The sequence below is a fragment of the Pseudopedobacter beijingensis genome (assembly GCF_042678145.1).
Taxonomy (GTDB): Bacteria; Bacteroidota; Bacteroidia; order Sphingobacteriales; family Sphingobacteriaceae; genus Pseudopedobacter; species Pseudopedobacter beijingensis.
Map to the genome: position 1 here is coordinate 513,657 of NZ_JBHUDG010000003.1, position 26,752 is coordinate 540,408.

Annotated in this window: 23 protein-coding genes; all 23 read right to left on the reverse strand. The window is 34.9% G+C overall.

The genetic code is table 11. From position 1 onward, the window contains the following. Window positions 1-628 precede the first annotated feature (628 nt). Window positions 629-886 (reverse strand): helix-turn-helix domain-containing protein, encoded by a 258-nt coding sequence (locus tag ACFSAH_RS03915; RefSeq protein ID WP_379661389.1) that lies wholly within the window; start codon window positions 884-886, stop codon window positions 629-631. Window positions 887-1,789: 903 nt separating this feature from the next. Then, window positions 1,790-2,686, reverse strand: coding sequence for an NAD-dependent epimerase/dehydratase family protein (locus ACFSAH_RS03920; RefSeq protein WP_379661390.1), 897 nt, complete (start codon window positions 2,684-2,686; stop codon window positions 1,790-1,792). Then, on the reverse strand, window positions 2,683-3,504 hold the full coding sequence (locus ACFSAH_RS03925) for a glycosyltransferase (RefSeq protein ID WP_379661391.1): 822 nt from the start codon (window positions 3,502-3,504) through the stop codon (window positions 2,683-2,685). The genes ACFSAH_RS03920 and ACFSAH_RS03925 overlap by 4 nt, the downstream gene beginning before the upstream one ends. Then, the gene (locus ACFSAH_RS03930) at window positions 3,494-4,600 is read right to left on the reverse strand and encodes a glycosyltransferase (RefSeq protein ID WP_379661392.1); all 1,107 of its coding nucleotides are present in this window, start codon (window positions 4,598-4,600) and stop codon (window positions 3,494-3,496) included. The genes ACFSAH_RS03925 and ACFSAH_RS03930 overlap by 11 nt, the downstream gene beginning before the upstream one ends. Window positions 4,601-4,608: 8 nt before the next feature. Beyond that, on the reverse strand, window positions 4,609-5,676 hold the full coding sequence (locus ACFSAH_RS03935; protein WP_379661393.1) for an acyltransferase family protein: 1,068 nt from the start codon (window positions 5,674-5,676) through the stop codon (window positions 4,609-4,611). Further along, window positions 5,669-6,874: an O-antigen ligase family protein gene (locus ACFSAH_RS03940; RefSeq protein WP_379661394.1), complete on the reverse strand. Its 1,206-nt coding sequence runs from the start codon at window positions 6,872-6,874 to the stop codon at window positions 5,669-5,671. The genes ACFSAH_RS03935 and ACFSAH_RS03940 overlap by 8 nt, the downstream gene beginning before the upstream one ends. Continuing rightward, a complete protein-coding gene (locus ACFSAH_RS03945; protein WP_379661395.1) occupies window positions 6,871-7,608 on the reverse strand; it encodes a glycosyltransferase family 2 protein in 738 nt (245 codons plus the stop codon). Before ACFSAH_RS03945 ends, ACFSAH_RS03940 begins: the two co-directional genes overlap by 4 nt. Further along, entirely contained in the window at window positions 7,605-8,546 is a 942-nt protein-coding gene (locus ACFSAH_RS03950) for a glycosyltransferase (RefSeq protein ID WP_379661396.1), read from the reverse strand. The genes ACFSAH_RS03945 and ACFSAH_RS03950 overlap by 4 nt, the downstream gene beginning before the upstream one ends. 167 nt (window positions 8,547-8,713) lie before the next feature. Then, window positions 8,714-9,820 (reverse strand): glycosyltransferase family protein, encoded by a 1,107-nt coding sequence (locus ACFSAH_RS03955; RefSeq protein ID WP_379661397.1) that lies wholly within the window; start codon window positions 9,818-9,820, stop codon window positions 8,714-8,716. Further along, entirely contained in the window at window positions 9,817-10,956 is a 1,140-nt protein-coding gene (locus tag ACFSAH_RS03960) for an N-acetyl sugar amidotransferase (RefSeq protein ID WP_379661398.1), read from the reverse strand. Before ACFSAH_RS03960 ends, ACFSAH_RS03955 begins: the two co-directional genes overlap by 4 nt. Then, window positions 10,956-11,702 carry an AglZ/HisF2 family acetamidino modification protein gene (locus ACFSAH_RS03965; protein WP_379661399.1) on the reverse strand — a complete coding sequence of 249 codons (747 nt, stop codon included), beginning with the start codon at window positions 11,700-11,702 and terminating at the stop codon, window positions 10,956-10,958. Before ACFSAH_RS03965 ends, ACFSAH_RS03960 begins: the two co-directional genes overlap by 1 nt. Next, entirely contained in the window at window positions 11,702-12,322 is a 621-nt protein-coding gene (hisH, locus tag ACFSAH_RS03970; protein WP_379661400.1) for an imidazole glycerol phosphate synthase subunit HisH, read from the reverse strand. Before hisH ends, ACFSAH_RS03965 begins: the two co-directional genes overlap by 1 nt. Next, window positions 12,322-12,957: an acyltransferase gene (locus ACFSAH_RS03975; RefSeq protein WP_379661401.1), complete on the reverse strand. Its 636-nt coding sequence runs from the start codon at window positions 12,955-12,957 to the stop codon at window positions 12,322-12,324. The genes hisH and ACFSAH_RS03975 overlap by 1 nt, the downstream gene beginning before the upstream one ends. Beyond that, entirely contained in the window at window positions 12,920-14,197 is a 1,278-nt protein-coding gene (locus ACFSAH_RS03980; protein WP_379661402.1) for a lipopolysaccharide biosynthesis protein, read from the reverse strand. Before ACFSAH_RS03980 ends, ACFSAH_RS03975 begins: the two co-directional genes overlap by 38 nt. Then, window positions 14,194-15,243, reverse strand: coding sequence for a Gfo/Idh/MocA family protein (locus ACFSAH_RS03985; protein WP_379661403.1), 1,050 nt, complete (start codon window positions 15,241-15,243; stop codon window positions 14,194-14,196). The genes ACFSAH_RS03980 and ACFSAH_RS03985 overlap by 4 nt, the downstream gene beginning before the upstream one ends. After that, window positions 15,243-15,821, reverse strand: a complete 579-nt coding sequence (locus ACFSAH_RS03990; RefSeq protein WP_379661404.1) for an acyltransferase — start codon at window positions 15,819-15,821, stop codon at window positions 15,243-15,245. The genes ACFSAH_RS03985 and ACFSAH_RS03990 overlap by 1 nt, the downstream gene beginning before the upstream one ends. Continuing rightward, window positions 15,811-16,950, reverse strand: a complete 1,140-nt coding sequence (locus ACFSAH_RS03995; protein WP_379661405.1) for a DegT/DnrJ/EryC1/StrS family aminotransferase — start codon at window positions 16,948-16,950, stop codon at window positions 15,811-15,813. The genes ACFSAH_RS03990 and ACFSAH_RS03995 overlap by 11 nt, the downstream gene beginning before the upstream one ends. A gap of 1 nt (window position 16,951) precedes the next feature. Beyond that, window positions 16,952-18,217: a nucleotide sugar dehydrogenase gene (locus ACFSAH_RS04000; protein WP_379661406.1), complete on the reverse strand. Its 1,266-nt coding sequence runs from the start codon at window positions 18,215-18,217 to the stop codon at window positions 16,952-16,954. After that, window positions 18,214-19,332 carry a Wzz/FepE/Etk N-terminal domain-containing protein gene (locus ACFSAH_RS04005; protein ID WP_379661407.1) on the reverse strand — a complete coding sequence of 373 codons (1,119 nt, stop codon included), beginning with the start codon at window positions 19,330-19,332 and terminating at the stop codon, window positions 18,214-18,216. Before ACFSAH_RS04005 ends, ACFSAH_RS04000 begins: the two co-directional genes overlap by 4 nt. A gap of 414 nt (window positions 19,333-19,746) precedes the next feature. After that, the gene (locus ACFSAH_RS04010; RefSeq protein ID WP_379661408.1) at window positions 19,747-21,090 is read right to left on the reverse strand and encodes an ATP-binding protein; all 1,344 of its coding nucleotides are present in this window, start codon (window positions 21,088-21,090) and stop codon (window positions 19,747-19,749) included. A gap of 71 nt (window positions 21,091-21,161) precedes the next feature. After that, a complete protein-coding gene (locus tag ACFSAH_RS04015) occupies window positions 21,162-22,502 on the reverse strand; it encodes an ATP-binding protein (protein WP_379661409.1) in 1,341 nt (446 codons plus the stop codon). A 347-nt stretch (window positions 22,503-22,849) separates the two neighbouring features. After that, window positions 22,850-25,360 carry an SLBB domain-containing protein gene (locus tag ACFSAH_RS04020; protein ID WP_379661410.1) on the reverse strand — a complete coding sequence of 837 codons (2,511 nt, stop codon included), beginning with the start codon at window positions 25,358-25,360 and terminating at the stop codon, window positions 22,850-22,852. Between the two features lie 71 nt (window positions 25,361-25,431). After that, entirely contained in the window at window positions 25,432-26,568 is a 1,137-nt protein-coding gene (gene gmd / locus ACFSAH_RS04025) for a GDP-mannose 4,6-dehydratase (protein ID WP_379661411.1), read from the reverse strand. Window positions 26,569-26,752 lie beyond the last annotated feature (184 nt).

Consider the following 26,752-nt stretch of genomic DNA (forward strand, 5'->3'; position numbering starts at 1 on the left):
TTTGACTGAAAAGATTAAAAAAGAATTTACAACTCATACCCTCGTAAACTTATTTACAATGGACAAGAGTATTACCCAAACGCATCCTTCGTTTAGAGATGCTTTAAAGCTCCTTTGGAGATGCTTCAAACAAACGAGAAGTATTCTCCATCTTTTTTCGTCTATCGCCCGTCGAATAACGAACAACAAATATCGTCTGAATCACGGATTATAAGATTTCACGGATTCATGGCCTTCCTTCCATGTTACGGTTGTGTCATTACGATGAGCAAAGAAAGGATTTGTGCGTAAGGGCGAAGCGGCAATCTCTTAGTCCATGGACTATGGTCCATTGTCTATGGTCTGAATCACCACATTTTGTCATTGCGATGAGCCAAAGGAGACTTTGTGCGTAAGGGCGAAGTGGCAATCTTTTGGTCCATGGTCTATCGTCTATGGTCTGAATCACGGATTATAAGGATTAAAAGATTTCACGGAAACTACCAACACATTTTGTCATTGCGATGAGCAGAGAGAGACTTTTTGCGTAAGGGCGAAGTGGCAATCTCTTGGTCTATGGTCTATGGTCTATGGTCTATGGCCTGAATAAGAATTAAATCATTTCCTCTTTCCAAATTAACAATTACTTTCATCCCCTGATTGCCTTTTCAATTTCTGACTTCAGATACAAATCTTTCTTTCCCAGCTTTCTGGGTTGTAAAATTTTCTCAATTTTCCAACGATATAGCGTACTCCTATGGATATTAAATAATTGCATCACCTCATAAGCATCCATCCAAACATCTTCTTCTTTTTCATCATCAATTTGAGTCAGGTGGATCAATATCAATTCCAAATTTGTGTTTATCTTCGATAAAATCTCGATAATCTTAAAGTTTACCTGCATATTCCCACCCTTTCATTAAAGTTTTCGGTATAAAAAGTCGCTCTTAAGCAAGCTCCCGCTAAAACAAAATCCAACGAGTCTAATTTACCTACCTTAAAATTTAATATAGACATAGTAAACAGTTATTGGAGCCAAACTTTTGACAGGTTGGCCGGTTAAATAAAAAGACGGATTGCCTGAGCGTATCGGATAAGACAAGAAACAATTATCTGTTTCGGGACAGAAACCTGTAACTATAAAGCAACCTGAAATCTTAATTTACAGCTGCGGCATATATACCATATCGGCCATACAATTAATTTTATGTTTCAAATTCACATACAAAAAGAAACATAGACAACCAATACAATCATTGAATATAAATTTTATAGCTATAAAAACAAAATATTTTTGGTTAAAATTTAATTTTTAGTTTTAATATGCAATATTTTGATAAATAAAAGTTACAGATTAAGATTTAGCAGGGAGTTATTATCCCCATATTGATTCATCATGACTTTATCTTGTAGGAAACCACGCTTCTATTGTTGTATTGCGATAAGATGCTTCTTTTGGGTCCATGGTCTGAATCACAAATTACCTTTGAAATAAAAAAACAACCTACACTGCAAATGCCCCTTCGACTTGTCATGGTGAGGCTCTCGAACCATCAGGGTGACAGGGAGCCTGCTTATAGGAGCGGGTAAGGTTGAGCCCTTCGAGAACCTCAGGACTCGAAACCTATGCGGAGGGAATATCTTCATGGTCAATTATTATTCGTCTTTCGTTTGTTCCCCTCTATAAACGAACAACGGAAAACGAGCAACGATTCTACTTCAAAAAATCCACATCCAAAACCCTTCTGGGATTCCACCCCAATTGCGTTCTTGCTTTGCTATCAACAAAAGTTAATTTTCCGGCAATTTACTCCTTAAAAGACAATATAGTTTTTCTCAAACCCGCCCTTGCTTCTACAGGAAACTCCTTTCCCAATGCGCCTTTTATCTTACTATTAGATACTACATAGCTCTCAGTCAGTTTTTTTAAGCGTTCGGAATTTAGCGGTAATCGAAGAGTATCTCCTATTTTAGCCAGCAAACGGATAGAGCCGGAATTAATTTTCCAAAGCCTTGGTTTAATTTCTAAAGCTCCAGATATCACATTTATCAATTCATTCGTAGAAATCGCTTCATCATCTGCTACATGATATACACCGGAAAAAATATCCGAACGTTCTATCAATTCCTTTATCACAAAACATAAATTCTCTATACTTAAAAAAGAGCGCTTATTTTCAAATGCAGCTAATGGATAGGGAATTCCCTTTGCTACCAGCCTATAAAGCAAATTCAGATTTCCCTTATTTCCTGGCCCGTGGATCATGCAGGGACGAAGTATATAATATGATTTTCCCTCTGGCAAAACCTGTGACTGAATATACTCTTCTGCCATTAATTTAGATTTACCATAATCTGTTTGCGGATCCGGCTTAACCTCCTCGTTTAATATTCCTTCTACTGTATCTGCTGCCACTTTTACCGAACTGATGAATATGAATTTCTTAGCGTCTGAGTGCAAAAAAGCATCATAAAGCTGTTTGGTCAATTCAAAATTAACTTGATAGTACTCCTGGGGATTTGAAGTTTGCTTTAAGTCATGGGCTTTCCCTGCTAGATGAATAAGCGTATCACAACTATTCAACTGCTCAAGGGAGGGTGTATTTAATTGATTGCGAGTAATACTATAAATTTCAAAACCTTCTAAATATTCCAAAAGATTTTGGCCAACAAAACCTGACGAACCAGTGATTAACAATTTCATTTCTTAAATTGTTTCAGGGTCTCTTTATTAAATTTCTTTCTTTCTTCGTCAAAAAACCAACCCCATTTATTGAAATAAGTAATCATAGATTTAATAAAAATCTTGAATAATTTCCAGCTCTTATTCGCACCTCCCTCATATCCATGTATCACAGAAACCTCTGGAAAATAAACTGTTTTATATTTTTGATGCATCCTTCTAGAAAAATCAAAATCTTCGAAATACATAAAAAAATTTTCATCATACATTCCAACCTTTTTTATTGCATCTAATCTTAACAACGTAAAGCATCCCGAAAGAATTGGCACATTATATATTAGGTCCTTCGGCACCATCCTTAATTCATAATTATTTATAAATGCTTTACCAAAAGGATCTATTTTTTTCAGCTTTCTTCTAAATATCCAAACTGGATGAGGTAGCAGCTTTGGTAAATTTTGTACAGAACCATCTTTGTTTAAAACCTTAGGCATCATCATTCCAACATCCGGGTGCTTTTCCATAAAGTCTATCATCGGAGTAAAAACATCTTCTCTGATCTCTATATCTGGATTGATAATAAAATGGTATTTTGAGCCGCTTTCAATACTGTTTCTAATAGTAACATTATGTGCAACCCCAAAGCCAGGATTAGAAGATAGATGAAAATAATCTAAATTATCACCAATAGAAGCTAAATCCTTAAGTTTATCTGTTGGAGAATTGTCAATAAGGTATAAATAATCGATTTTTTTTAATATAAATTCGATTAAGTTAGTAATTTCGTCAATATCAGTGTTGTATAACACTATAGATCCAGTTACGGTTTTATTTATCATCTAACAGTATGTCAAATAATTCTTTCCAATTTTCAGAGTAAGGAGAATCATATGTGATCTGACAAGTTAATGAGTAGTTTATATGTTCGCCTTTAATTATTTTGTACATTAGATCGGCTAATGTAGTTCCCGAATCCTGATCAAAAAAAACCGCCTTATCATAAAGTCCTAAGGTTTCTTTTGCATATGGTAAATCTGCTAAAAAAATTGTTTTATTATACTTTTTAAATTCAGTAATCGGTAACCCCCATGTTTCCAATTTTGAAGGAAATAGCAAACATACGGCAGCTTTATAATATTCTTCTACTTCATTTCTATCTAGCAGACCAGTAAACTTAATATTATTCAATCCTTCTGCTTGTTTTACTATTCGTTTTGCGTAATTATTTTCCAATCCTGATATCGTTAGAACAACTGTAAAATCTTTCACTCCATTTCGTTCCAATATCTTAACTGCCTCAATTATAACTTCAAAATTTTTAAATGGTCTCGCCATAGCTGGATAGAAAAATATTTTTATTTCTTCCTGCCGAAAGCTATCTCCTATTGTAATATCACTAGAATTATGGGGATTTGCTACTATAACTTTTTTACGATGGAGATTAAAACAATGAACGAACTGTTCTTTTATCCATTTTTGTTGTACAACTACGTAGCTGTTTTTATGTATATTGATGCGATAAACGTATTTATAAAAAAGAGAAAAAAAGAACAATTTTGGTTGATCTACTAAATCTCTAGCAGTTATTTTTCTAAAAGGTGAAGGGTTATGACAATATACAGCTCTCGTATCAGCGAAGACGTTTGAAGACATGTCATTTAAAGAAAACCACAAAGAAGGCCTCCACTTACGTGACAACGATTTATACTTAAAATATTCGTAATATAACCTATGAAAATAGCTATTTCTAGCTTTAGGGATTTCGATAAGTTCTACGTTTTTTAAGCCTACAAAATTTGTTTTATCATTTACAAGGGCAATTACCCGATAAAGGGCGGTTAAATTTTCATCAATATACTGTAAGCAATCTTGAATTATAGAAAGTGTACCACCACTAAACAGATTTGCACCACTAATTATTATTACCTTCTTCAAAATACTTTTTATTTCCTTTTAAACAAATTCATCAACATTCTCTCTATCATAACGTAAAACATATAACTTCCTAAGGCTACGACGCAGAAGATCAAAAAAATTGAAATCCCAACGTTAAATGGATTTTGCGCTACGAGGAAGTGATTGAATATGAACTCTCCAAAAATTGCGATCAATTGATAATGGATAAGGTAAATGCTGAAACTCAGCACACCAATAGTTGCTAAAATTTTGTTTCCAAATATCTTTTTTAGAAAATCGCTATTTACTGTTAAATAAAATAGTATAAATAACAATATCAAATGTAAATAAATATGTTGTATTGAGCTAAAATCTAATATAAACATACATAATAGCGCAGCTAAAGCAATCACCAGTTCGATTATTGCTCCAAAAGAAATAGCTTGCTTGGAAATGTATAATTTGGCGATTAGAATCCCCAAAAAGAAAAAATGGATGTAGTTAAGCAGAGAAGGATATAATTCTTTCGTAGCCAAGCTGTAATTGAGGATTGGGCCAATTGCGATGATAGCAAGCAATAAAATATAAACAGTTTTATTTTTAAGTTTTAACAAAAGAGTAATCAATGGCAATAACAAATAAAACTGAATTTCAACTTCTAATGACCATCCAACTGGATTTGTACTTGTTGCTTTTCCTAAAATGACATTAGATAAAAATGTTATTGAAGCTAAAAATTGATCAAAAAGTTGTTGTTGATCTTTTTGATGTTGAAGTAAATATAATATGAGAAATATAATTAAAGTGATGTAATATGATGGAAGTATGCGTACAAGCCTTTTTTTATAAAAATCTCCAATCTGTAATGTCCTACCCTTAATATACGGTAATGCAATTATAAATCCGCTTATTACAAAAAATAGTTCCACTCCTTGATGACCATTTTTTGCGAACGAAACTAGAATATTATTTTCGTCAATGTCATTTGCATAACCAGTTTTATATTTAATATAAATATAAAGATGAAAAAATACCACTTGAATAATTGCAATTGCGCGTAATCCATCAATTTCTGGAATAGATCTAACTTTAGGCCCTTCTATCGCTTCAGCCATTGGTTTGTAGTTTATGCATATCTTCTTTTAGCACAACATACGCTAAATAATATATAAATAAAAAAAAATAGAATTCTGGCGAAAAATAATGTCCTGCCCGCAATAGTTTGAGCAAAAAATAAACAAGTGTTGCCTTTTGTATAATGTGCAATTCGGGAAAGTTTTTTATTTCAACTTTACTACTAGGATAAAATCTGATGATAAAAAAAAAGGCGCAACAAATCCCCATTAATCCGAGTTCAGAAGTTAATCTCAAAAATAGGCTCGATGCATCCTTGGAATTTAACTGCATATACTGTTCGAATTCATCTACCCCGTCGATATTCCCAACAAATCTATCATGTGAAGTAGGGTGAGAGCCTAGACCGTTGCCAATAATTGGACTTTCTTTAAAACTTTCTATAGCTACGAATGCATTACTTAATAATGCATAAGTACTTAGGTTGGCTTCAGCTAGATTTTTTGTTGTAATTACCTTCACCGAGTCGTCTATCCTTACCCTAAATTTTTCGGAAACAACATAAATTCCCGAAATCAATATAGCAGTAACCGATATTGCGACGATGGCTTTTGTAAAAGAAATCTTTTTGATCAAAAAAACCACACAAAGAATTAAGCCCAAGTAACCTATACTCGATCCACTTAACAGCAGTGACAATAGTATAATAAATGTTCTCCAATAACCTTTCTTTTCCTTCAGGGAAACCTGAATGCAATAATACATTGCAGGTAATACTGTATAGGAATACACGGCTGGTTCACTCATTGTACTTTCTACGGTATGCACAATATTTGGCACAAATGGGAGGATTACAACAAATGCAAATATGCCTAAGCTTGCAAAAAATACGGACATATCAACATAGAGCCTAAAAATTCGTTTAATATCAAAGTCCAATGCTCTATAAAAATTATAATAATATAGACTACAAAAAAAAATACCGACTACCTGAAACGAAAGGCTACCTAATGTATTTGTGCCTCTAATTAATCCATACAAAGAGGATAATACAAAAACTAGATAGACAATTAAGTGTCCAATCTTGATCCGCAAAGCAAGTTTAGATAAACCAATGATAAAAAGATTGATGATGTATATGAAATAATAAAACCTTAAATCAAAGGGTATTAGACCGTGAATTACAAACCTTTCACAAAATATACATAATAATGAAGAGTACAAAATATAATTCTTCATAACTTAAATATCTTTCTGCCATAAAAAATTCCAAAAGCAATTAACCAATCATACAAGGCAATCGCTTTTGAAACATTACCTGTTGTAATTTTAGCTCTATAAGTTTCCTTATAAGCGCTAAAATTTGTACTTACGCCACCAACCTGCATTCCGGCGGTTATTTTATCAAAAAATCCAGTTTTTAAACTTTCTCTGGAGCGCAATAAAAATTCATAATCACCCGCCGTTTTATAAAAGCTATCATAAAATCCATAACGCTCATATAATGTTGATTTATGCATTGACCCAACATGTGCCACACACATATATCTTCGAAAAGATTTCCAATCCCACGGTTTGCCTATTGTTCTAAGCACACTTCCATCCATATTCAGCAAATTCACTTTTGAGCTAACGTATTCCAGTCCGTGGTTTGCCTGAATATATTGGTAATAATTTATCAAACAATCTGGATAAAAAACATCATCCGATCCCAGGAAAGAAATCCAATCACCAGTGGCCATTTTTACCCCCTTATTCCAAGCATCGTAAATTCCATCATCTTTTTCTGAAATTACAATAGCAATCTTATTCTTGTACTGTTCAACAATAGCTAAAGTTCCATCTTTACTTCCCCCATCAACTACAATAATCTCATAATCTTTTAAACTCTGATTTACAATACTTTGGAGTGAAGATTCTAAATATCTCTCAGAGTTATAAGTAGCAATAATTATTGAGAAAAATGGTTTCATACTGTATTAATGGCTTCAGTAAATCTTTCTATAAATTTTTCTTGAGTATGCTCCGTTTGTAGAGATAGCAAATATTTTCGCTTCTCAAACAACTCCTGCTCTTTCATTTTTACACATCTCTCAACAGCACTTTCAACTTCTTGAATGGTATAATCTGTTATTGCCACACTGTATTTCTTAAAATCCGTAAAACCTGCCGCCTCTGTAATCACCGGAACGAGACCATGACTCATTAAGGTTAGAACAGAACCAGATTGGCCTTCAGAACAGGATGGTAATATTGCAAAATCGGCATCATCTACCATTTTTTGAAATCCATCACTTGTCTGATCAACATAGCCCATTAGTCTGATATTTGGTGAATTTTTGATTTTATCCTGAAATTCATCAAAAAGAGGGCCTTTATAATCTCCACAAATATAAATACGTTCGGGCCGTTTACTAAATACTGTTAAAATTAGGTCTAAACCACGCCTCAACTGTCCAACACTTGATAAATAAATAAAATTGTTAGTTCTGTGCTGCTTAATTCTAAAATTAATGTTGTTTACATTAGAAAAATGAGTAATATGCTTATGATCTGGTATGTTCCAGGTATCACTAATATATTTGTTTCCGATCATAAAAAAAGCATCAGCAACTTCTATATTTTTTGGTACGTAGGCAATATCTTCCATAGGTGTATAAAATTTTTCCTTAGTACCCATCAGTGTCTGAACATAATTTTGTCTACTGGCCAACATTTCGTTATCATAAAAAGGAGATGAGCCTGTAGTCAATAATATTTTTTTACATTGTTTATTTAGCTTAAGTGAGATTTCGTTAAAAGTTTTATTATGGCCAATAAATAGGTCAAAATTTATGGCCTGATCAATTTTGGTATCCAGATAATCGTAAACATGCACACAAAAGCCTTGATTTTTTAGCGTTTCTGCCATCAGGTAAGATTTAAGGTACCGATTGTGCGATACGTTAAAAAAGAAACTAAAATTAAACGGCCGTGGAGGAAATAGCACATAAGAAATCAACGCATGCTTTTTCCCTTTAGGATTAATTATTATCTTCTTTTTAATCCTCAATAGCTTATGAATTACTTTTGTTCCTATCATTTTTTAATAAAATCAAAAAATTGCTTAACGTATTCCGGAATATTGCTGAGCAATTTTTTATCAAATTTATCAATCGGTTTCAACATTTGGACCAGACTAATTAACTCATGAGTGTCTCTCGGATTGTAAGTATACACGCTTTTGCCAAATCTACTATAATCATTTAGATGCTCCAGATAATAATTTTCGTTACCTGGGAGAATAACACCTAAGCCAGCATATAGCGCCTCAAACGTTGTTCGCCCTATACAAGGAAACTCTTCGCCCCTCACTATGTAGTCAGATATTAAATATAGATTTTCTACGTTGGGGCCTGCATCTAAGAAAACAGCGTTTGAAGGTGCAATTGATTTCAAATACTTAACATAATTTGCATTGCCGCCTCCTTTAATCAATAAGATCTTATTATCTTCTTCTATTTGTTTAAAAGCATTTAAAAAAAATTCTGTCCCTTTGTCCTTATGTATCTTTCCAATAAGAGAGAATACGGTTTTTCCGGCGCAAAGGTCCTGTAAAAAAATAAGTTCTTTTGAAGATTTAACATAAGCAAGCTCCTTCATCGAAAAGGGGTTATTTAAGATACATTTTTCAGGTAGTTCAAATTTCTCTAAAGCAGAATTTGTGGTCCCATCTATAAAAATAATCTTTCTTAATTCCTTTAATTTATATTGTATGTAAGAACTTTTATCAAGCTCATTAATGGTTTCTCTTACATGTAACACCATTGGAAATCCGCTGTTTGCAACATCCAATAGCGTTAACGAGTTAAGCTGAATAAAATCAAACCTTTCTTTCTTCAAAAAGCCGTAAAACTTCTTTTTATTGATTTTCCATTTTAAATTAAACAGTACATGATAATAGGATTCTAATTTACCTTTATAGTTGTTATAAAAAGGCAAGCAGAATTCATGTATTTTAGGTACCGGGACACCAAACCACAATGATATGGCATTAAAATCATTTTTTGATTTTAATCGCTTTGGAATAACCAAATAAATATCAATACTATTTCCATAAACTTCCTGCAGTCCTTTTATTAAAGACCTTAAGCTTCTTGAGGCCCCATAGTAACTGATATCGTTTGTTACAAATACTAATTTCATCTAAAAATTTTCATGATTTTATGATGTATCCCATCATATGATAAATAATCATAATGCGACTTGGGTTCACTTTTCATAATCTCATCAAACTCGACTCTTGTGAGCTTAAATTTTTTACAAACATATTCAATGTCCTCTTCCAGTTCTTCTTGATTATATAGTGGCTTTTTGATTTCTTCCAAAGCCTGTTCTCTGGTAAGTTGACCTGATAGAATTAGACACGACAAAAAAGCTCTTCTTTTATCAATGCCGAATTTATTCGGTAAAATGTAGGCCTGATAGAATTTGGTAAAATTGGATTCATAGTGTTTACCGGCATATTTGGTATATCCAATCTCTTTTACTAAAAGATCGGCAGCCTTCTCTTTATCATAATCGATATAATTAAGTAATGATAAGACTTTTATCTTGGCTAGAAAGTCAAACTTGGAAAACCTTCTACTCCCAGAAATATACCTATAAATAATAAAAGGAATAAATTTAAACATAGGAAAAGACGGAATTTTTATTCCCCTTCCGAATTTCTTATAAATGGCTTTGATATTTAAGGTATCGTATTTGATGTTATAGAGCCAACTTCTGGGCATAATAGCTTCAGAAGTAACATTTGTACCTACTAAATAGTATTTAACCTTAAACTTCTTTGCTAACATATTGATAATTACACATATTGAATTATCAGTTAACATTTCAATGTCTACTACTGATGCTTTCAAAAAGGCCAGCTGCAACTCTTTAAACTCTTGCCAGTTGATTACATAAGTATAAAGGTCGATATCAAGTTTTTTTACAATTTGTTCAATGTTTTTTACAGCTAATTCTGAATTCCAACCATTATCCAAGTGTACAGCAAGTGGACGGAGTCCCAATTTTTTTACCTGATAGGCTACATAAGAGCTATCTACCCCACCACTCAATCCAATGATACAATCATAATCGGCATCCTTTCCATCGCTTTTGATTTTCTTTACCAAATCTTCTAGGGCCTGATCTTTAAGATGATCGGGAATCAACAGTTGCTTTTTAGCTTCTTCATATAAGCGTACATGATTACTTACGCCTTCGGTATCAAAAGTGATTTCAGGATCGCTTGTATCCATGATGGTTTTTGTACAGATCTGATATTCCCTTTTCATTATGACACTCCTAAATTTAGTAATTCCGACTCTTCGGGATAAGTTATTAAAACAGCCTTAAATTTTCCGTAAAAAACGAACATGCTACCTGCAGCTGCTGCCTGACATTCTGTATGAGTAATCAATTCTTTAACGTCGTCGATATTTCTTGCACCACCACAGCCTATAACAGGGAGATTAACGGCTGAGGCAATTTGTAGTAATAATGGTATATTATAGCCCACATACATACCATCTCTTTCAACACTATTGACCATGATTTCCCCAACCCCTAATTCCTCAATTTTGCGTACATATTCGAGGAGCTTGCAGTGCTGTTTTTTCTTTTTAGTATGAACGTAGATGCTTTCTTGATCAATATCGATTGAAGCCACTATCGTACTGCTTCCAAATGTGGCCACAGCTTCTCTAACAAAATGTTCATCGCTTAGTGCTGTATTGATGATTATCTTTTCCACTCCGATACGGAGCAGTTTTCTGATCTGTGAGATTTTATTGATTCCACCACCATAACCAAATGGCATAAACGCCTCTTTTGCAATATCTGAAATCAATTCATAATCGGGTTCTTTATTTAATTTGGATGCATTGATATCCAAGAATATCAATTCGTCAACCTCTTTTAGATTGAAAATTTTAACTGCATTTACCGGGTCGCCAACATATACGGGATCGGTAAACCGTCTAGTTTTAACCAATCCGTTATCGTGTAATAACAATACAGGAATTACTCTTGCTTTTAACATTAAATTTCATTAAAGTTTTTAAGGATTGCCATACCAAATTTGTGACTCTTTTCAGGATGGTATTGCATCCCAATGATGTTGTCTTTCCTGTAGGCTGATACAAAATGCTTTCCGTATTGTGTCTGTCCGATCACTTCTTCGGAATTCGATAATTGTACATAGTAAGAATGGACAAAGTAGAAGCGCAATTCTTTAAAATCAGATTTAAAAATCCCGTTTTCAGCCTTATTTACTGGATTTACTACATTCCAGCCCATATGGGGGTTCCTTAGTTTCTGCTCATTATGGCTATCAGGAAACTTAACAACCTGTCCGTCAATCCATCCCAATCCTGGAAGCTTACCCTCTTCGCTGCTCTGTGTCATGAGGTGCATTCCTAAACAGATACCCAACACTGGCACTTTTTCTATTAAAACCTTTTTGCTCAATATTTCTATCAATCCCTTTTCACGAAGATTTTTCATACCATCATCAAAAGCTCCAACACCAGGTAAAATGAGTTTTTCTGCATTGAAAATTTTAGCATGATCATCGGTAATGTCTGAAACGACCCCAATCTTTTTTAACATGTTTTTTATTGAGCCCAAATTACCCAAACCATAATCTACTATTGTTATCATTAGACATTTAATTTTAATCTTCTAAATTTTTCAAATTTGCTATGTTTGATAAAACCATTGTATTCAAACTCACTTACATGTTTTATGCACTTTGAGGGGTCGAGTTTCTTGATAACCTTTGCAGGATTACCACCTACAACCACATAACCTTCAGGGAATGATTTAGTTACAACGCTACCAGCACCAACAATTGTGTACTCGCCTAAGGTTACGTTGGGCAGGATAACAGCGTTCATACCAATCCAGCAATATTTGCCAATATCCACAGTTGTATAAACCCCTATTCTATTATCGTAAATATCATGGTTAGAACTAATAATTCCCACACCTGGTCCAATTTGCGTATAATCGCCTATATATACTTTACCATTTCCCTGAATGTAACAACCTGGCATAAGACCTGGTGATGTTTCAATTCCAATAACAACATTTCTAAAGTTAGCAACCTTGCTTGACGGATGTACAGGCCAATAAATACCTTTTCTAAAAATCTTATATTTAACGATTTGCCAAACCGATACAGGTGTCTGGGTTTCGCGTGTTTCATAAACTATTCGTGTGAGTGAATTACTTTTAAGGAGCGCAAAGTAAAGCCTTTTAAGAAATTTTTTCACCGTAACCTTTAGAAAATTCATAAGATTTAACTAAGTAAATTAAGTAAATAAAACCAAAAACACTTGCAATCAGAACTAAGAAATTAAAGGCGCTGAGATTAAAATATATACCAGCGAATAATGACAATATCAAAAGTATCAGGATAAGAAGGTGCAAATATAAATCTAATTTTTGTCTTCCCATTAAAATAAATGTATAACTCAGTGGGCTGGAGATAAATTTAATAAAAAACATTATAACCATTACCTGTGCATAACTTCCTGCGATTGACCATTTAGTACCAAAAACAAACTCAAAAACTAATGGACCCCAACCAAGAATAACGGTTAAGGGTATAATATTGATTCCAAGTAATAGCAAAAAAGTTTTTTTAAAGGAATTTTTGCAGTTACCTTTTTCTTTAAACTCTCTTGTTGACATTTCTTTAAATATATCCAAAACCGCTGAGGCTATAATCGAAATCGGGACCTGTACTACAGTAACAACAAAGCCATAATAACCGACTATGGTTTTACTAAAATATATGGAGAGGATAAATACTGGTGCCTGGCTAACAACTGCATTGATTAAATCTGCGGGGAGAGAATATTTTGGGAAATTAATATATTCAACCATAATCGATTTAAACTTTGCAAAACCTCTAATTATTTGAAGATGACGGAATCGCAGGCTTTTTTTATTTAATAGATCAAAGCATAACACGATCGATAAAAACTGACCAATAAACGACCCTATAATTAAGCCATTTACACCTTTAAAAAACCATCCCAAACATGCAATTACGATAATGGTTACGAATGATTTGATGAATCTATTTAATGATAGTTCTCTAAAAAGTTTCAGATATAACAAAAGATAACATGATAGTTGATATATAGCAATTAAGCTTGCATAAAGTGGGGTTATCAAATAAACTGGGTCAAATTTTAAATTAAATATTTTAGAAAGTACATAATAAACAATACATAGCACTGTTGTAAATAAGAAACTAGAAGAAATAACGGCCAAACATAATTGAAAAACACGTTTGATGTCTATTTCGTGCTTTGGCAACAATAAAGCTAATTCGTATTTTCCGGAGAAAAAAATCACAAAGATACTTGAATAACTCAGGAGAATAGAAAATTCGCCAAATTGCTCAGGAGAATATATTCTTGAGAAAATTGGTGATATTAGTATTGGCAAAACTTGAGTTAAAACACTTACTAATACTAATATTAAATTTTTACTCTTAAAATTAAACTTATTTAGTATTTTCACTTACTGCTACTGGAAGCATAAATTCTTTCTATAATCTCCACTACTTTTAAGCCTTCCAGTGCATTGGTTGTAATATTACCATTGCCTTTTATCACGTTAACTATATTTTCATAAATATAATGATGATTGGCTGCAGACCCCTTGTAAGGTCCATAATCATTTGGTGGATTGCTCTCTTTTAAAACTGGCATTTCATAATCCTTGATGTGACAATATTCTACTTCATTCATATATTGTCCACCAACTTTAAGCGACCCGTTTTCGGCTAAAACGGTTATAGAGCTTTCCAGGTTTTTGTTCCAAACAGCAGTTGAGTAATTTAAACTGCCCATCCCTCCATCAACAAAATCAAAATTCACAAAACCTGAATCTTCAAAATCTGTAGAGTTTTTATGATTAAAATCATTCAACCTTGCATTGATATTGGTTATATCACCAAAATACCAATACATTAGATCAATAAAGTGCGAAAATTGAGTAAAAAGTGTTCCTCCATCAAGAGCCTTAGTTCCATGCCAGGTACTTGGTTTTCCAGTGAGGGGATCAGGCTTATAATATCGGTCATCCCGGTTCCAGTAACAGTTAATTTGAACCATAAAGATTTTGCCCAGAATCCCCTGATCTAAAATTCCTTTAAGCCATTCGGAAGGTGGCGAATAGCGATTTTGCATTACACAAAATACCTGCTTATGTTTATGTAAGGCTTTAAAAATTACACGTTCACATCCAGCCTTTGTAAGTGCCATAGGCTTTTCAACCACGATATGACAGTTTCGATCCAATGCCTTAATCGCATGTTCTTCATGGAAACCATTGGGTGTGGCAATAGATATTACATCAAATTCGAGATTTGACTGAATTAGATTGTCGATTGACGAAAACAAGGCCGCTTCTGAATATGCTTCAATCCCAAGATCGGCTTTTGGTTTAACATCACATAAAGCGACGAGCTCACAATCCTGATTACCCTGAATCATGCTGGCGTGTCTTTTGCCTATATGACCACATCCAACTACTGCAAACCTGATTTTTTTATTTTGTGTCATTACTTCACTCTTATTACCGTATTAAACTCTAACTTATATTCTTGTTTACTCTCCGGACAAATGGCAAAACCCGACTCATCAAAATTAAGCCGGTGTCCGTATTCGCCCACCCAACCAATTTGCTTTGCAGGATTTCCAACAACCAATGCAAAATCAGCTATGGTTTTAGTTACAACAGCACCAGCACCTATAAAAGCATACTTACCAATATCATGGCCGCATACAATAGTTGCATTCGCACCAATACTTACCCCCTTTCCCACATGGGTTTTAGCATACTGATCTCTCCTGTTTATTGCACTCCGGGGATTTATTACATTGGTAAATACCATTGAGGGGCCGAGGAATACGTCGTCATCACAGATTACACCGGTATAAATAGAGACATTATTTTGTACCTTAACATTTTTACCTAAAATGACCCCCGGTGATACCACTACATTTTGCCCAATATTGCAATATTCACCTATTTGGCAGTTAGACATGATGTGAGAAAAGTGCCAGATTTTCACACCCTCACCAATCACAGCACCTTCATCTACAACCGCAGTTTCGTGAACAAAATAATTATTTTCCATCCTTATTAAAAAAATTTATGATATTTTCTATGATAAATTCCTGAACTTCAATTTTCATTTCGGTATGTATGGGAAGCGAAATTACTTCATCACACATGCGCTCTGCAACAGGATAATCTCCTTTTTTATAACCGTACACTAAGTAAGCCTCTTGTAAATGTACAGGTACAGGATAATAAACCATTGTAGGAATCCCCTTTTCATGTAGATAGGCTTTCAATTTATCTCTTTTGCCATTTTTAACTTTACAAGTGTATTGATTGAAAACATGAGTAGAATATTTAGCCCGGTTAGGGATAATGAGTTCTGTCAGATCTTTAAAAGATTCGTCATACTTTTCGGCAACTTTTTGTCTGGACTCACTGTAATGATTGAGATATCTTAGTTTAACATCTAAAATAGCTGCCTGTATATTATCGAGCCTAGAGTTTACACCAATAGTTTCGTGATAATATTTTTTTCTCTGACCATGATTGGCTATAATCTGAACCTTTTCTCCCAATTCCACGTTTTGTGTTAGCAGAGCACCTCCATCACCAAAACAACCCAGATTTTTAGAAGGAAAAAAAGAAGTTGTTCCTATATCCCCAATCGTACCTGCAAAGGCAGTTGTGCCATCCCCATATATATATTGTGCGCCCATGGCTTGGGCGGTATCCTCAATTACCGCAATTTTATATTCTTTTGCAACAGCTAATACAGCCTCCATATTTGAGCATTGTCCAAATAAATGAACTGGGACGACACCCACAGTTTTATCAGAAATAAGCGCCTCTAGTTGGGTATAATCTAATTCAAATGTATCTTCCCTAATGTCAATAAATTTAGGTATAAGCCCTAAAAGGGCGATTACCTCAACTGTGGCGATGTAAGTAAATGCCGGAACAATAACCTCATCTCCTGGTTTAAAACCTAGCCCCATCATAGCGATTTGCAGTGCATCAGTTCCATTAGCACAAGTAATAGCTGCGGCTACTTTATTAAAACTTTTTAAACTTTCAGTAAATTGCTTTACTTGGGGTCCATTAATATATGCTGCATCTTCCACTGCTTTTAATAAAGCATTATCAATTTCCGGTTTAATTTTTAAATACTGACCTTTCAAGTCAACCATTTGTATCTTATCCATCTTATAATCGGGCATCTATTAAATTACGGTCTAAACAAGATTTAGTATCAAAAATAACTGAATTATGCCCATTTCTTAATTCTTTAAAATCCAATGTTATAAACTCTTGATGACTTACAGCCAAAACTATTGCATCATATTGCTTGGAGATTTCACTTACCAATCGAATTTTATATACTTTCTCCACTTCCGAATAATCCGCATATGGATCATACACATCTATCTCTAGCCCAAACTGCCTTAATTCATCATAAATATCAATCACTCTGGAATTGCGGATATCTGGGCAATTTTCTTTAAACGTGATACCCAAGATCAAAGCTCTGGCTCCTTGTATTTTATGCCCTTTTTGAATCATCAACTTGATGACTTTACTAGCCACAAACATCCCCATATTATCATTAACCCGACGTCCCGACAGAATAACCTGAGGATGATAACCTAAAGACTCCGCTTTGTGAGCTAAATAATATGGATCCACTCCTATACAATGACCACCTACTAAACCCGGTTTATATTTTAGGAAATTCCATTTTGTTCCGGCTGCCTCAATAACATCGGTAGTATCAATACCGATACGGTCAAATATTAAGGCTAACTCATTTACAAAAGAGATGTTTACATCTCTTTGTGCATTTTCAATTGCTTTAGACGCTTCTGCTACCTTTAAACTTGGAGCTTTATGTGTTCCAGCGACTATTATACTCGAATACAATTGGTCGACAATTTCGGCAATTTCCGGCGTTGAACCAGATGTAACTTTTTTAATTTTAGTTAGTGTATTTACCCTATCTCCGGGATTAATACGCTCAGGAGAATATCCACAATAAAAATCCTGATTAAACTTCAAGCCGGAGAATTTCTCTAATACAGGTACACAATCTTCCTCAGTACAGCCTGGATAAACAGTAGATTCGTATACAACGATATCCCCTTTCTTTAATATTTTACCCAACATTTCAGACGCCTGAAGTAAAGGAGCTAAATTAGGAGAATTAAACTCATTGATAGGGGTTGGTACGGTTACAATAAATATATTACAATTATTTAAATCATTTTGATCAGATGAAAAGGAAATTCCGTTTGCGATAGCACCCTCTAAATCTTTTAAGTCTGCTTCACGGGTTCGGTCCTTTCCTCCTTTTAACTCATCTATCCTATCTATATCAATATCAAATCCGATAACCGAATACTTTTTTGAAAACTCAAGGGCCAGAGGTAAGCCTACATAACCTAATCCTATTATAGCAATTTTATAATTATTCACCTGTTAATATATTGAAATAGTTTTTTTATCGATAAAATTATAATAACCAAAAGCCCGCCAAATAATCCACCACTAATTAATCCCTTCATGGTTCCAAATTTGTATTTTTCCAATGGATACACCGGTTCATCAATCACCTGTATCAAAGGCACCTCCTTTCTCACCGTGATTTTCGCTAATTCCAGATTCTTCACCAATTCGCTATACATCGCTTTATTTGCTTCTGCACTTATTTGTGATCGCACAGCCGGTGTACGCAATACCTGTCTGATTGGATTCAAATTAGGCGTAGCATCTGCCACCGCAGCAGATTGATAAATTGCCCCATACATCACAGCTTTTACCGAATCCGTCTGGTGCTGCAAAATGGCTATATTATCCAATGACTTTTTAGTTTTAGTTTCCACATAGAAATCATTCACCGTCTGCACAATCTTTTCGTTAAAAAGTTTAGAAAATTGCTCGTCTTCTGATTTCACATCTACTTTAATGATAGATAACTTTTTATCCGGTTTTGTTACCGATAAAATATTTTTATTTATTCCATTAATAATATCAGTCACCAACGAATCTTTTATACGATTTGGTTGCTTATTAAATATTACATCTTTAGTTTCCGGCTTTTGACACCATTTTTCCTTTAATTTGTTAACATCAACATAATGGTCTATCAATGACATTTTTTCACCATCTATAGTAACTGTATCCAACAATGCTTTCTCTATCATAGAACGGGATTTATATAATTCGAGTATATTATCCCCCTGAAAAATACCACCACCGCCACCACCAAGGTCTATACCCACCATAGAAGCCAAACCTGCATAGGCTCCTAAACCACCACCTTTTTCGCCCGATTCTAAAACAAATGTTGTAGTGGCCGTATAAATTGGTTTCTTAATCAAAGAATAGGTTAATCCCAAAACTCCTCCAATAAGTCCAGCAATAATAATAGTCCATTTTTTAGAACATAAATAAGAAATCCATTCTTTAATTTTAAGAATGAGGTCTTTTAAAGATATTTCGTCGTCAGCAGTATTGGAATAGGTTTCGCCTACTCGAGCTGTTTGCTGTTCCGGTTGCTGTGATGTTTTGATATGTTTTTGTTCTGCCATTGGCGATGTTAATGTTTAAATTGTTTGTTTTTAGTTGTTCTCTTCGACTCCGCTCAGAGTGACATTCCCTTCGACTAAGCTCAGAGTGACATGCTCTTCGACTAAGCTTGTATTGATGTTTCGACTCCGCTCAACATGACATATCGAGAGCCTCAGCATGACATTATCGAAAATGAATGTAACAAACTGATTGCTAAATTACTATTCTTTCTTCATATTTCACCGGGATACCGTATTTCTAGAGTATCCAAGTGACTGGATCTATTTGTTAATGTTTTTTCGCTAGTTATTAGATGTTTTGACAGCCTGTACTGAGCTTGCCAAAACATTCAACAAACAGGCCTTGTCTTTGCTTGTTTCTCGATATTTGTTAACTGGTGAGCGACAAACAAGCTCCTAAATTACTGTTTTTAACTATACCTTGTTTTCTATTACCTGCCAATATCCTTTTCTATTATTTCCTATACGCATAAGCCTGTCATTTTCTTTCAGTTTTTTGATATTTTCCTCTACTTTTCTTTGTGAAAGGCCGATGATACGGCTCAGCTCCTTAGCACTAAGAGAGGGTTGTTCTTTCAATATTTCCAGAATTTTTTTCTGATTACCCGTTAAATTTACATCTCCGACCTTACCTCCGACCTTACCTCCGACCTTACCTCCGACCCTGGAAAAAACAGTTACTCTAAAACCATACTGAAAATTTTCAAATACAGGCTCTTTTAAACCGTAAGCAATAAAGGCATTCCTTATTCTTCTGATACCCGAACCATATTTTTCTATTAATCCGGATTCTTTAAATAGTACCGCTATTTTTTTATTCCGGCTTTGTGACACATACCGATCGGATAATAATTGTTCTACGGAGAGATTATCTGGTAGAGTTCCCGGGTTGAAAAATTCGATATAATCATCAAACACCTTTATCTGGGAATCTCCATAATGTTGGTAATCCCGGTGAACAATCATATTGATCACAATTTCCCGGATAGCTTCAGGGGGATATTGCCAACGTTCCTCTCTCTGTGCTTGCCCCGTAATAATAAATTCTTTATTCGTATGCTTCCTGACAAAAGAAAGTATTTCCTCTACCTGACCAAACAAATCTGATCTGGAAGTAAAACCGTCTTTTATCAGATCCGGTGAGGAAAATCTTCCCAACTCAACAGTAGCTGAAAAAACATCGTTTTTTGCAAATAATAACTGACAGGCATTGCTTATTCGATTTTCCTTAATAAGCTCATGCTTATAGAGTACCATGAGCGGGTCGTCTGATAACGGAATCTGCCTGACTTTTTCGACTAACCTGATAAATGCCCTCACCTTCTCTAAAGAGACATCTTCCAGAGTATAAGAATTGGTAAAATAATTATCCCAGCTACTATTAAAGGTTTGAAGATGAAGGTTTGAAATTTCCTGTAAACTAAGCTGGTGATTGGAATTTTCGATCCGTTTATAATAACGCCCCTTAAAAGAGACTGGTTTTATGGGATATTCGGGAATGACCAATTCGACCACTATTATTCCTTTCAATTCCTTTAGATTAGCATCGGGAACAATTGACGGTTGGGTTTTAATTTTAATCTGATTAAGCCATTGTTGAACAGTTTCTTCTCCAATAGCAAAACCCGAAAGGGCATTTCCTCTTGCATCTACGCCAATATAGACTGTTCCGCCGCTGGTGTTAGCAAAAGCAACCAAAGATTCTATAGCAGCATCGTTAAAACTGCTTTTAAATTCTATATATTGGTTTTCTTTCACAAGTTGTTAGTTATTCTATATTCATTTCTCGATGGACGAAAGACGAGGAACGACAAACGGTTTCTAAATTACTATTCTTTCTTTAATATTTCCCAACACCCTCCTTTTGCCGGACCAGTTCTCATGATCACACCTTTATCTTTTAGTGCAGACAAGTCTCTTTTTATCGTCGACCGGTTTACATTCATTTTAGTTGCCAGTTGATCAATATTGATAAATTTATTTTTTTTAATCTCGTAAATAATCAATTTATACCGCCCATTTTCAGGTTCATTTTCAGGTTCATTTTCAGGTTCATTTTCAGGTTCATTTTCAACAGTACTGCTAAAAAATGTTACAGAGAAGTAATTACCTTGTTGTTCAAACTCAGGTTCTTTTAAATCATGCTCTTTACAGATCTCCGTTATCTTTAATGTACCGCTGCCCCAGCTCTCAATAAAACCGGCCTTATAAAAGACATCAGCCAGCAAAATATGCCGGGGTTGCGACAGGTGAGTTTTTTTCAGATCCTCAACCGTCATTCCTTCTGCCAGTCCCCCATCGTTGATGATTTGTAACCTATCATTATATATTCTTACTTGTGTAGCTGCTGTAGAATGGTAATTTCTATGGATAAGCGCATTAATGAGTGCTTCACGCAACGCATCTATAGGATAAGGAGGTACTTCACGCCTGTGAATCCCTTCATAATGAATCCGGTTGATAAAATATTTTTTACGTAGTATATCGAAAACAGATTCTACCTGCTCGAACAGATTCCCCTCGACGATATCACTGGCTATCATTTCTGTTTCGGACAGAAAACGCCCTATCCTGACATGTGCCTGCGGAAACCAGAGTTTCACAGATTTACCAAAAAGCATTACAGCAGCCCTTCTTAACTTTCCCTTTTCTACAAGATTTAGCTTATGCAACACTGAAAGATTATCCTTTTCGGACAAGATAGAAGGTAGACGGTCTTCTGCATAGGATTTGAATTTCTCTATACTTTGTTCGTTCAAATTTTTTAAAGAAACATCATCGATTGTTAAAAAATCCCAGGTTACCCCTGATTTTTTTAATAAAAAATCACTCAGTTGCTTTCCCTGTAGTTCGAGTACAACGCTTCCACTCCGCTTATAATATCTGCCCTGAAAAGAAATCGGAACCGATGCCTGCTGTACTTCTATCTTTAAGAACTCATTCCCCCTATCCTTTTGAGAGGAAACAGAGCTTATGATACCTAACCTATTGTTTATTTTATTTGGCAGCTGCTCTAATAATTCTTTAGCTTGTTTAAGCCCCACAACTTTTCCTTCATCATCTTTCCCAATATAGAGAATTCCTCCCCTAGTATTAGCAAAAGCACAGATAACCTTTAGAAAATCGTCTTTCCACTCAGACTTGTATTCTATGTTATCTGTTTCTCCCATTGGCCTCTTTGATATTAATTGTTTGTTTTTCGTTGTTCTCTTCGACTCCGCTCAGAGTGACATTCCCTTCGACTCCGCTCAGAGTGACATGCTCTTTGGCTAAGCTTGTATTGATGTTTCGACTCCGCTCAACAGACATATCGAGAGCCTCTGCCTGACATTATCGAAAATCGACATAACAAACGGTTTTCTAAATCACTTTTTTTTCTTCATATTTTATATTGACAGATCACATTTCGAAAGCCTCAATGCAACCAAATCTAGTTGCTAATATTTATCGTTATTTATTGCTCGTTGGTATGAAAACGAAAGGCCATTAACAACAAGCTTCGTTATTAACTCATTATTTATTTCACCATATTCATAATCCCCAGAACTATTGCTCCAAGAGAAGCCAAACCCGAAATCAATCCCACTGTTTCACCTGTAGTCATCTTACGTTTTTCTTCTGCTTTCGGCACAAAAATTTCTGCGCCTGTAGTTACAACAGGATAATTGTTAAAGAACAAAAATTTCCGGGTGCTTTTTACGGACCCATTGGCGTAAATAATGTAGGCTCTGGATTTTAATGCTTTTTGCGAAAATCCTCCAGCATTATTAATATAACGTTTAAATCCTTTCGACTTTACATATAGCATAGTATTAGGGGATAATACCTCCCCACTTACCTTTACAGTCTGCAGTTCTTTCGGAATAGAAATAATATCTCCTTCTTCCAAAAATAAATCGTTGCTCTTTCCGGAAACTCTCAATATTTCTTCCAGATTGATTCCCACAAAATTATTTCTGATGACTTTATTCTCTAACTGTACATCTGTTGAGTCCTTAGAGTTTTTCTTAAACTGCTGAATTTTTAGTTCTTCTTTCTCTTGATCCAGCTGATTAGCCATTTTACCTTCCCGTTTTAAGGAAGCACCCTTAGGATAAGCCAACTGAGTTAAACCTCCGGCTCTTTGGATTAGATCTGATATTCTTTCGTCTTTTCTGGTTATACTGTAGATTCCCGGATACAATACCTCTCCTTCTATACGAACTTGCTTTTGAGTTTCGTAACCCGGAGTTCCCCTGACCACTACAATATCAAAAGGTTTTAATATAAACCTGGATGCTATATCACTTAAGTCTTTATTAATATCTATCTGAAAAACCTGAGCGGTTTTGGCTGTTGCAGAAATGGCTGCACTATCTGTATTGATAACTCTTCTGGAAATCTCTATACGTTGTGGCGAAGCAGACTCTTTAAATCCTCCAGCCTGAATGATAAGATCTTCTAAACTAATATTTTCCGCATAATCAAATTGTCCGGGATTTCTTACTTCGCCATCTATGGTGACAGAATACTCCTCTCTCAAATCAAATATTGAGGAAATATGTAAAACGTCTTCTCTTTTTAACAAAACATCCGGACCTGATCCATTCAATAGGGTTTCCAGATTCAGCGAAATAATCTCCGTATCGTTTAATGGTGTCAACCTCACGATATAAGCTCTTGTTTTAAATGCATCTTCTTTTAGCCCTTCCGCTTTTTTAATCAATTCTTTAACGGTTAAACCGGAAGTAAGTTCGTATTGTCCGGGTCTAAAAACAGCTCCTGTTACTGAAACCCGGTTCTCAAATCTGTCTAAAATTTCGTTTACAAAGAATTTATCTCCCGTGTGTGGTTTATAAGTTGAAAAAGCATCAGCAACTACATCTGATATTTTTCTTTCTGTTGCTGTATTTTTCAACACTTTTATTCTGGCCTGATAAGCTCTTTCTGTAAAACCTCCTGCAAAATCAAGTAAATTCTGGAGGCTTTCACCGTTCTTTAGTTCAAAAATGGCCGGACGTTTAACCTCTCCTACAATTTCTACCCTGTTCAGATAAGTAGGTATCCTGATAATATCCTGATCTTGCAAACGGACATTGTTTTTCAAATCTCCCTTGAGCAAGAAATCGTAAACATCCAGAGTGGCTATTTTCTTTCCACTACGGATAACTTCTATAGCACGAAAAGATCCGTTTTCGGTAGGTCCTCCTGATGAATATAATGCATTAAATACGGTGGCTAAAGACGGCAATGTATAAGTTCCGGGTTTGGTTACTTCTCCGGTAAGAATAACTTTTATACTCCTGATGTTTCCAATGGCAATGCTTAACTTGGTGGTTCCATTGTTTAATCCGCTATATATAGAAGATAATTTAGATTTAATTCTTGAAGTAGCAGCTTCTACGGTTAAACCGGATACAGGAACTACTCCTGCATAGGGAATATTAATATTTCCTTCGGGACTAACGGTTAATTGATGGCTGACTTCCGAGTAGCCGTAAATGTCTAATAGAATTTCATCTCCCGTCCCAATCACATAATTAAGCGGAGTAGCCAGTTTAAGATTAGGTTCAAAAGTTGTGGAGGAGTTTGCGAACAGCTCTTTCCCGAAAATTTTAGAACGTAGAGATGCTAATGCTATTTCCGCTTCTGTCTCGGTCTTTTTATTGTCGGATTTGCTCAGAGAATCAACCTCTCCTTCAAAAGATCGGCTACGACTACCATCTTTACTCTTTAGTGTAGCCTGCTTATTTGTTGCAGAACCGGTAGCTGCTCCACCAGTTTGAGTTTTGATTTTCTCTACCCTTTGTCTTAACTTTTGAATCTCCGTAGAGGACATTCCCTTAGCTGTAGCAACTTGCTCCAATTGGGCCTCGGACATCCCGGAAGACTCTACCTGACGGATAAATTGCCTTATCTGTTCATCACTAAGCTCATCAACCCTGATATTACTGAAATTTTGCTGATTAATGTTCTGTGCTTTCACTGAAAATGTAGTGAACAACATTATTAGCACACTTAATAATAGAACAACCTTCTTAATATTCATTAACTTTACTATTACTCTTTTTAATGGTTATAATCAACTATCTATCAGCTACATTTATTAGCAGTTGTAATTTACTCAAAGTAGTTCATAGTTTGGTAACCTCCCTGTTTCAAATACTGATCTTTTTTCATCAGGTGTAAATCTGAATGAATCATATCCTTCACCAGTCCCGGTAAATCATATTTCAGTTCCCATCCCAGCTTTTGCTTTGCTTTTGTAGGGTCTCCCAAAAGGAGTTCTACTTCCGTTGGTCTAAAATATTTAGGATCTACTTTTACTACTGTTTGTCCGATTTTCAATGATGCTTCATCCAAACCTAACTCCTGCACTTTACTTTGGTCTACATCTATAATCACTCCACGCTCATGCTCATCTTTTCCACTAAATTCAATTTCTATTCCCAGTTCAGCGAAAGTCATTCTCACAAAATCTCTTACCGTAGTTGTAATTCCCGTAGCTATAACGAAATCTTCAGGTTTTTCTTGTTGTAGAATTAACCACATGGCTTCTACGTAATCTTTAGCATGCCCCCAGTCTCTTTGTGCAGAAAGATTTCCTAAATAAAGACAGTTCTGAAGTCCTAAAGCAATTTTGGCGGCAGCTCTTGTTATTTTCCTTGTCACAAAAGTTTCTCCTCTTATAGGACTTTCGTGATTAAACAATATTCCGTTACAAGCATACATATCGTAGGCTTCTCTATAGTTTACCGTAATCCAGTAAGCGTACATTTTAGCTACAGCATAGGGTGATCTTGGATAAAACGGGGTGGTTTCTGACTGAGGAACAGCCTGAACTAATCCATAAAGCTCTGAAGTGGAAGCCTGATAAACCCTAGTTTTTTTTGTTAAGCCTAACAATCTTACAGCTTCTAAAATACGTAAAGTACCTATACCATCGGCATTTGCTGTATATTCAGGAGTATCGAAACTCACTTTAACATGGCTCATTGCAGCCAGATTGTATATTTCGTCAGGTTGTATTTCCTGAATTAACCTGATTAAATTGGTTGAATCTGTTAAATCTCCGAAATGTAGCTTGAGTTTTACTCCCTGCTCATGTGGATCCTGATATAAATGGTCTATTCTATCGGTATTGAACAAGGAAGATCTTCTTTTCAAACCGTGTACCTCATATCCTTTTTTTAATAAGAACTCGGCTAAATAAGCTCCGTCTTGTCCTGTAATACCTGTTATTAATGCTACTTTCATTTTTTTCCTTAATCTTTTTATTCACCAAATAACCCTATGATACTTAACACAAACCACCCATATTTTAAGAGTTATACCATCTATTGGTTTCATTTTTTTATCTATAATATGCTACTCAATCTTTCGCGCTTTTCTAACACCACATTTCGACTCCGCTCAATGTGACATATATATTTACATCTTT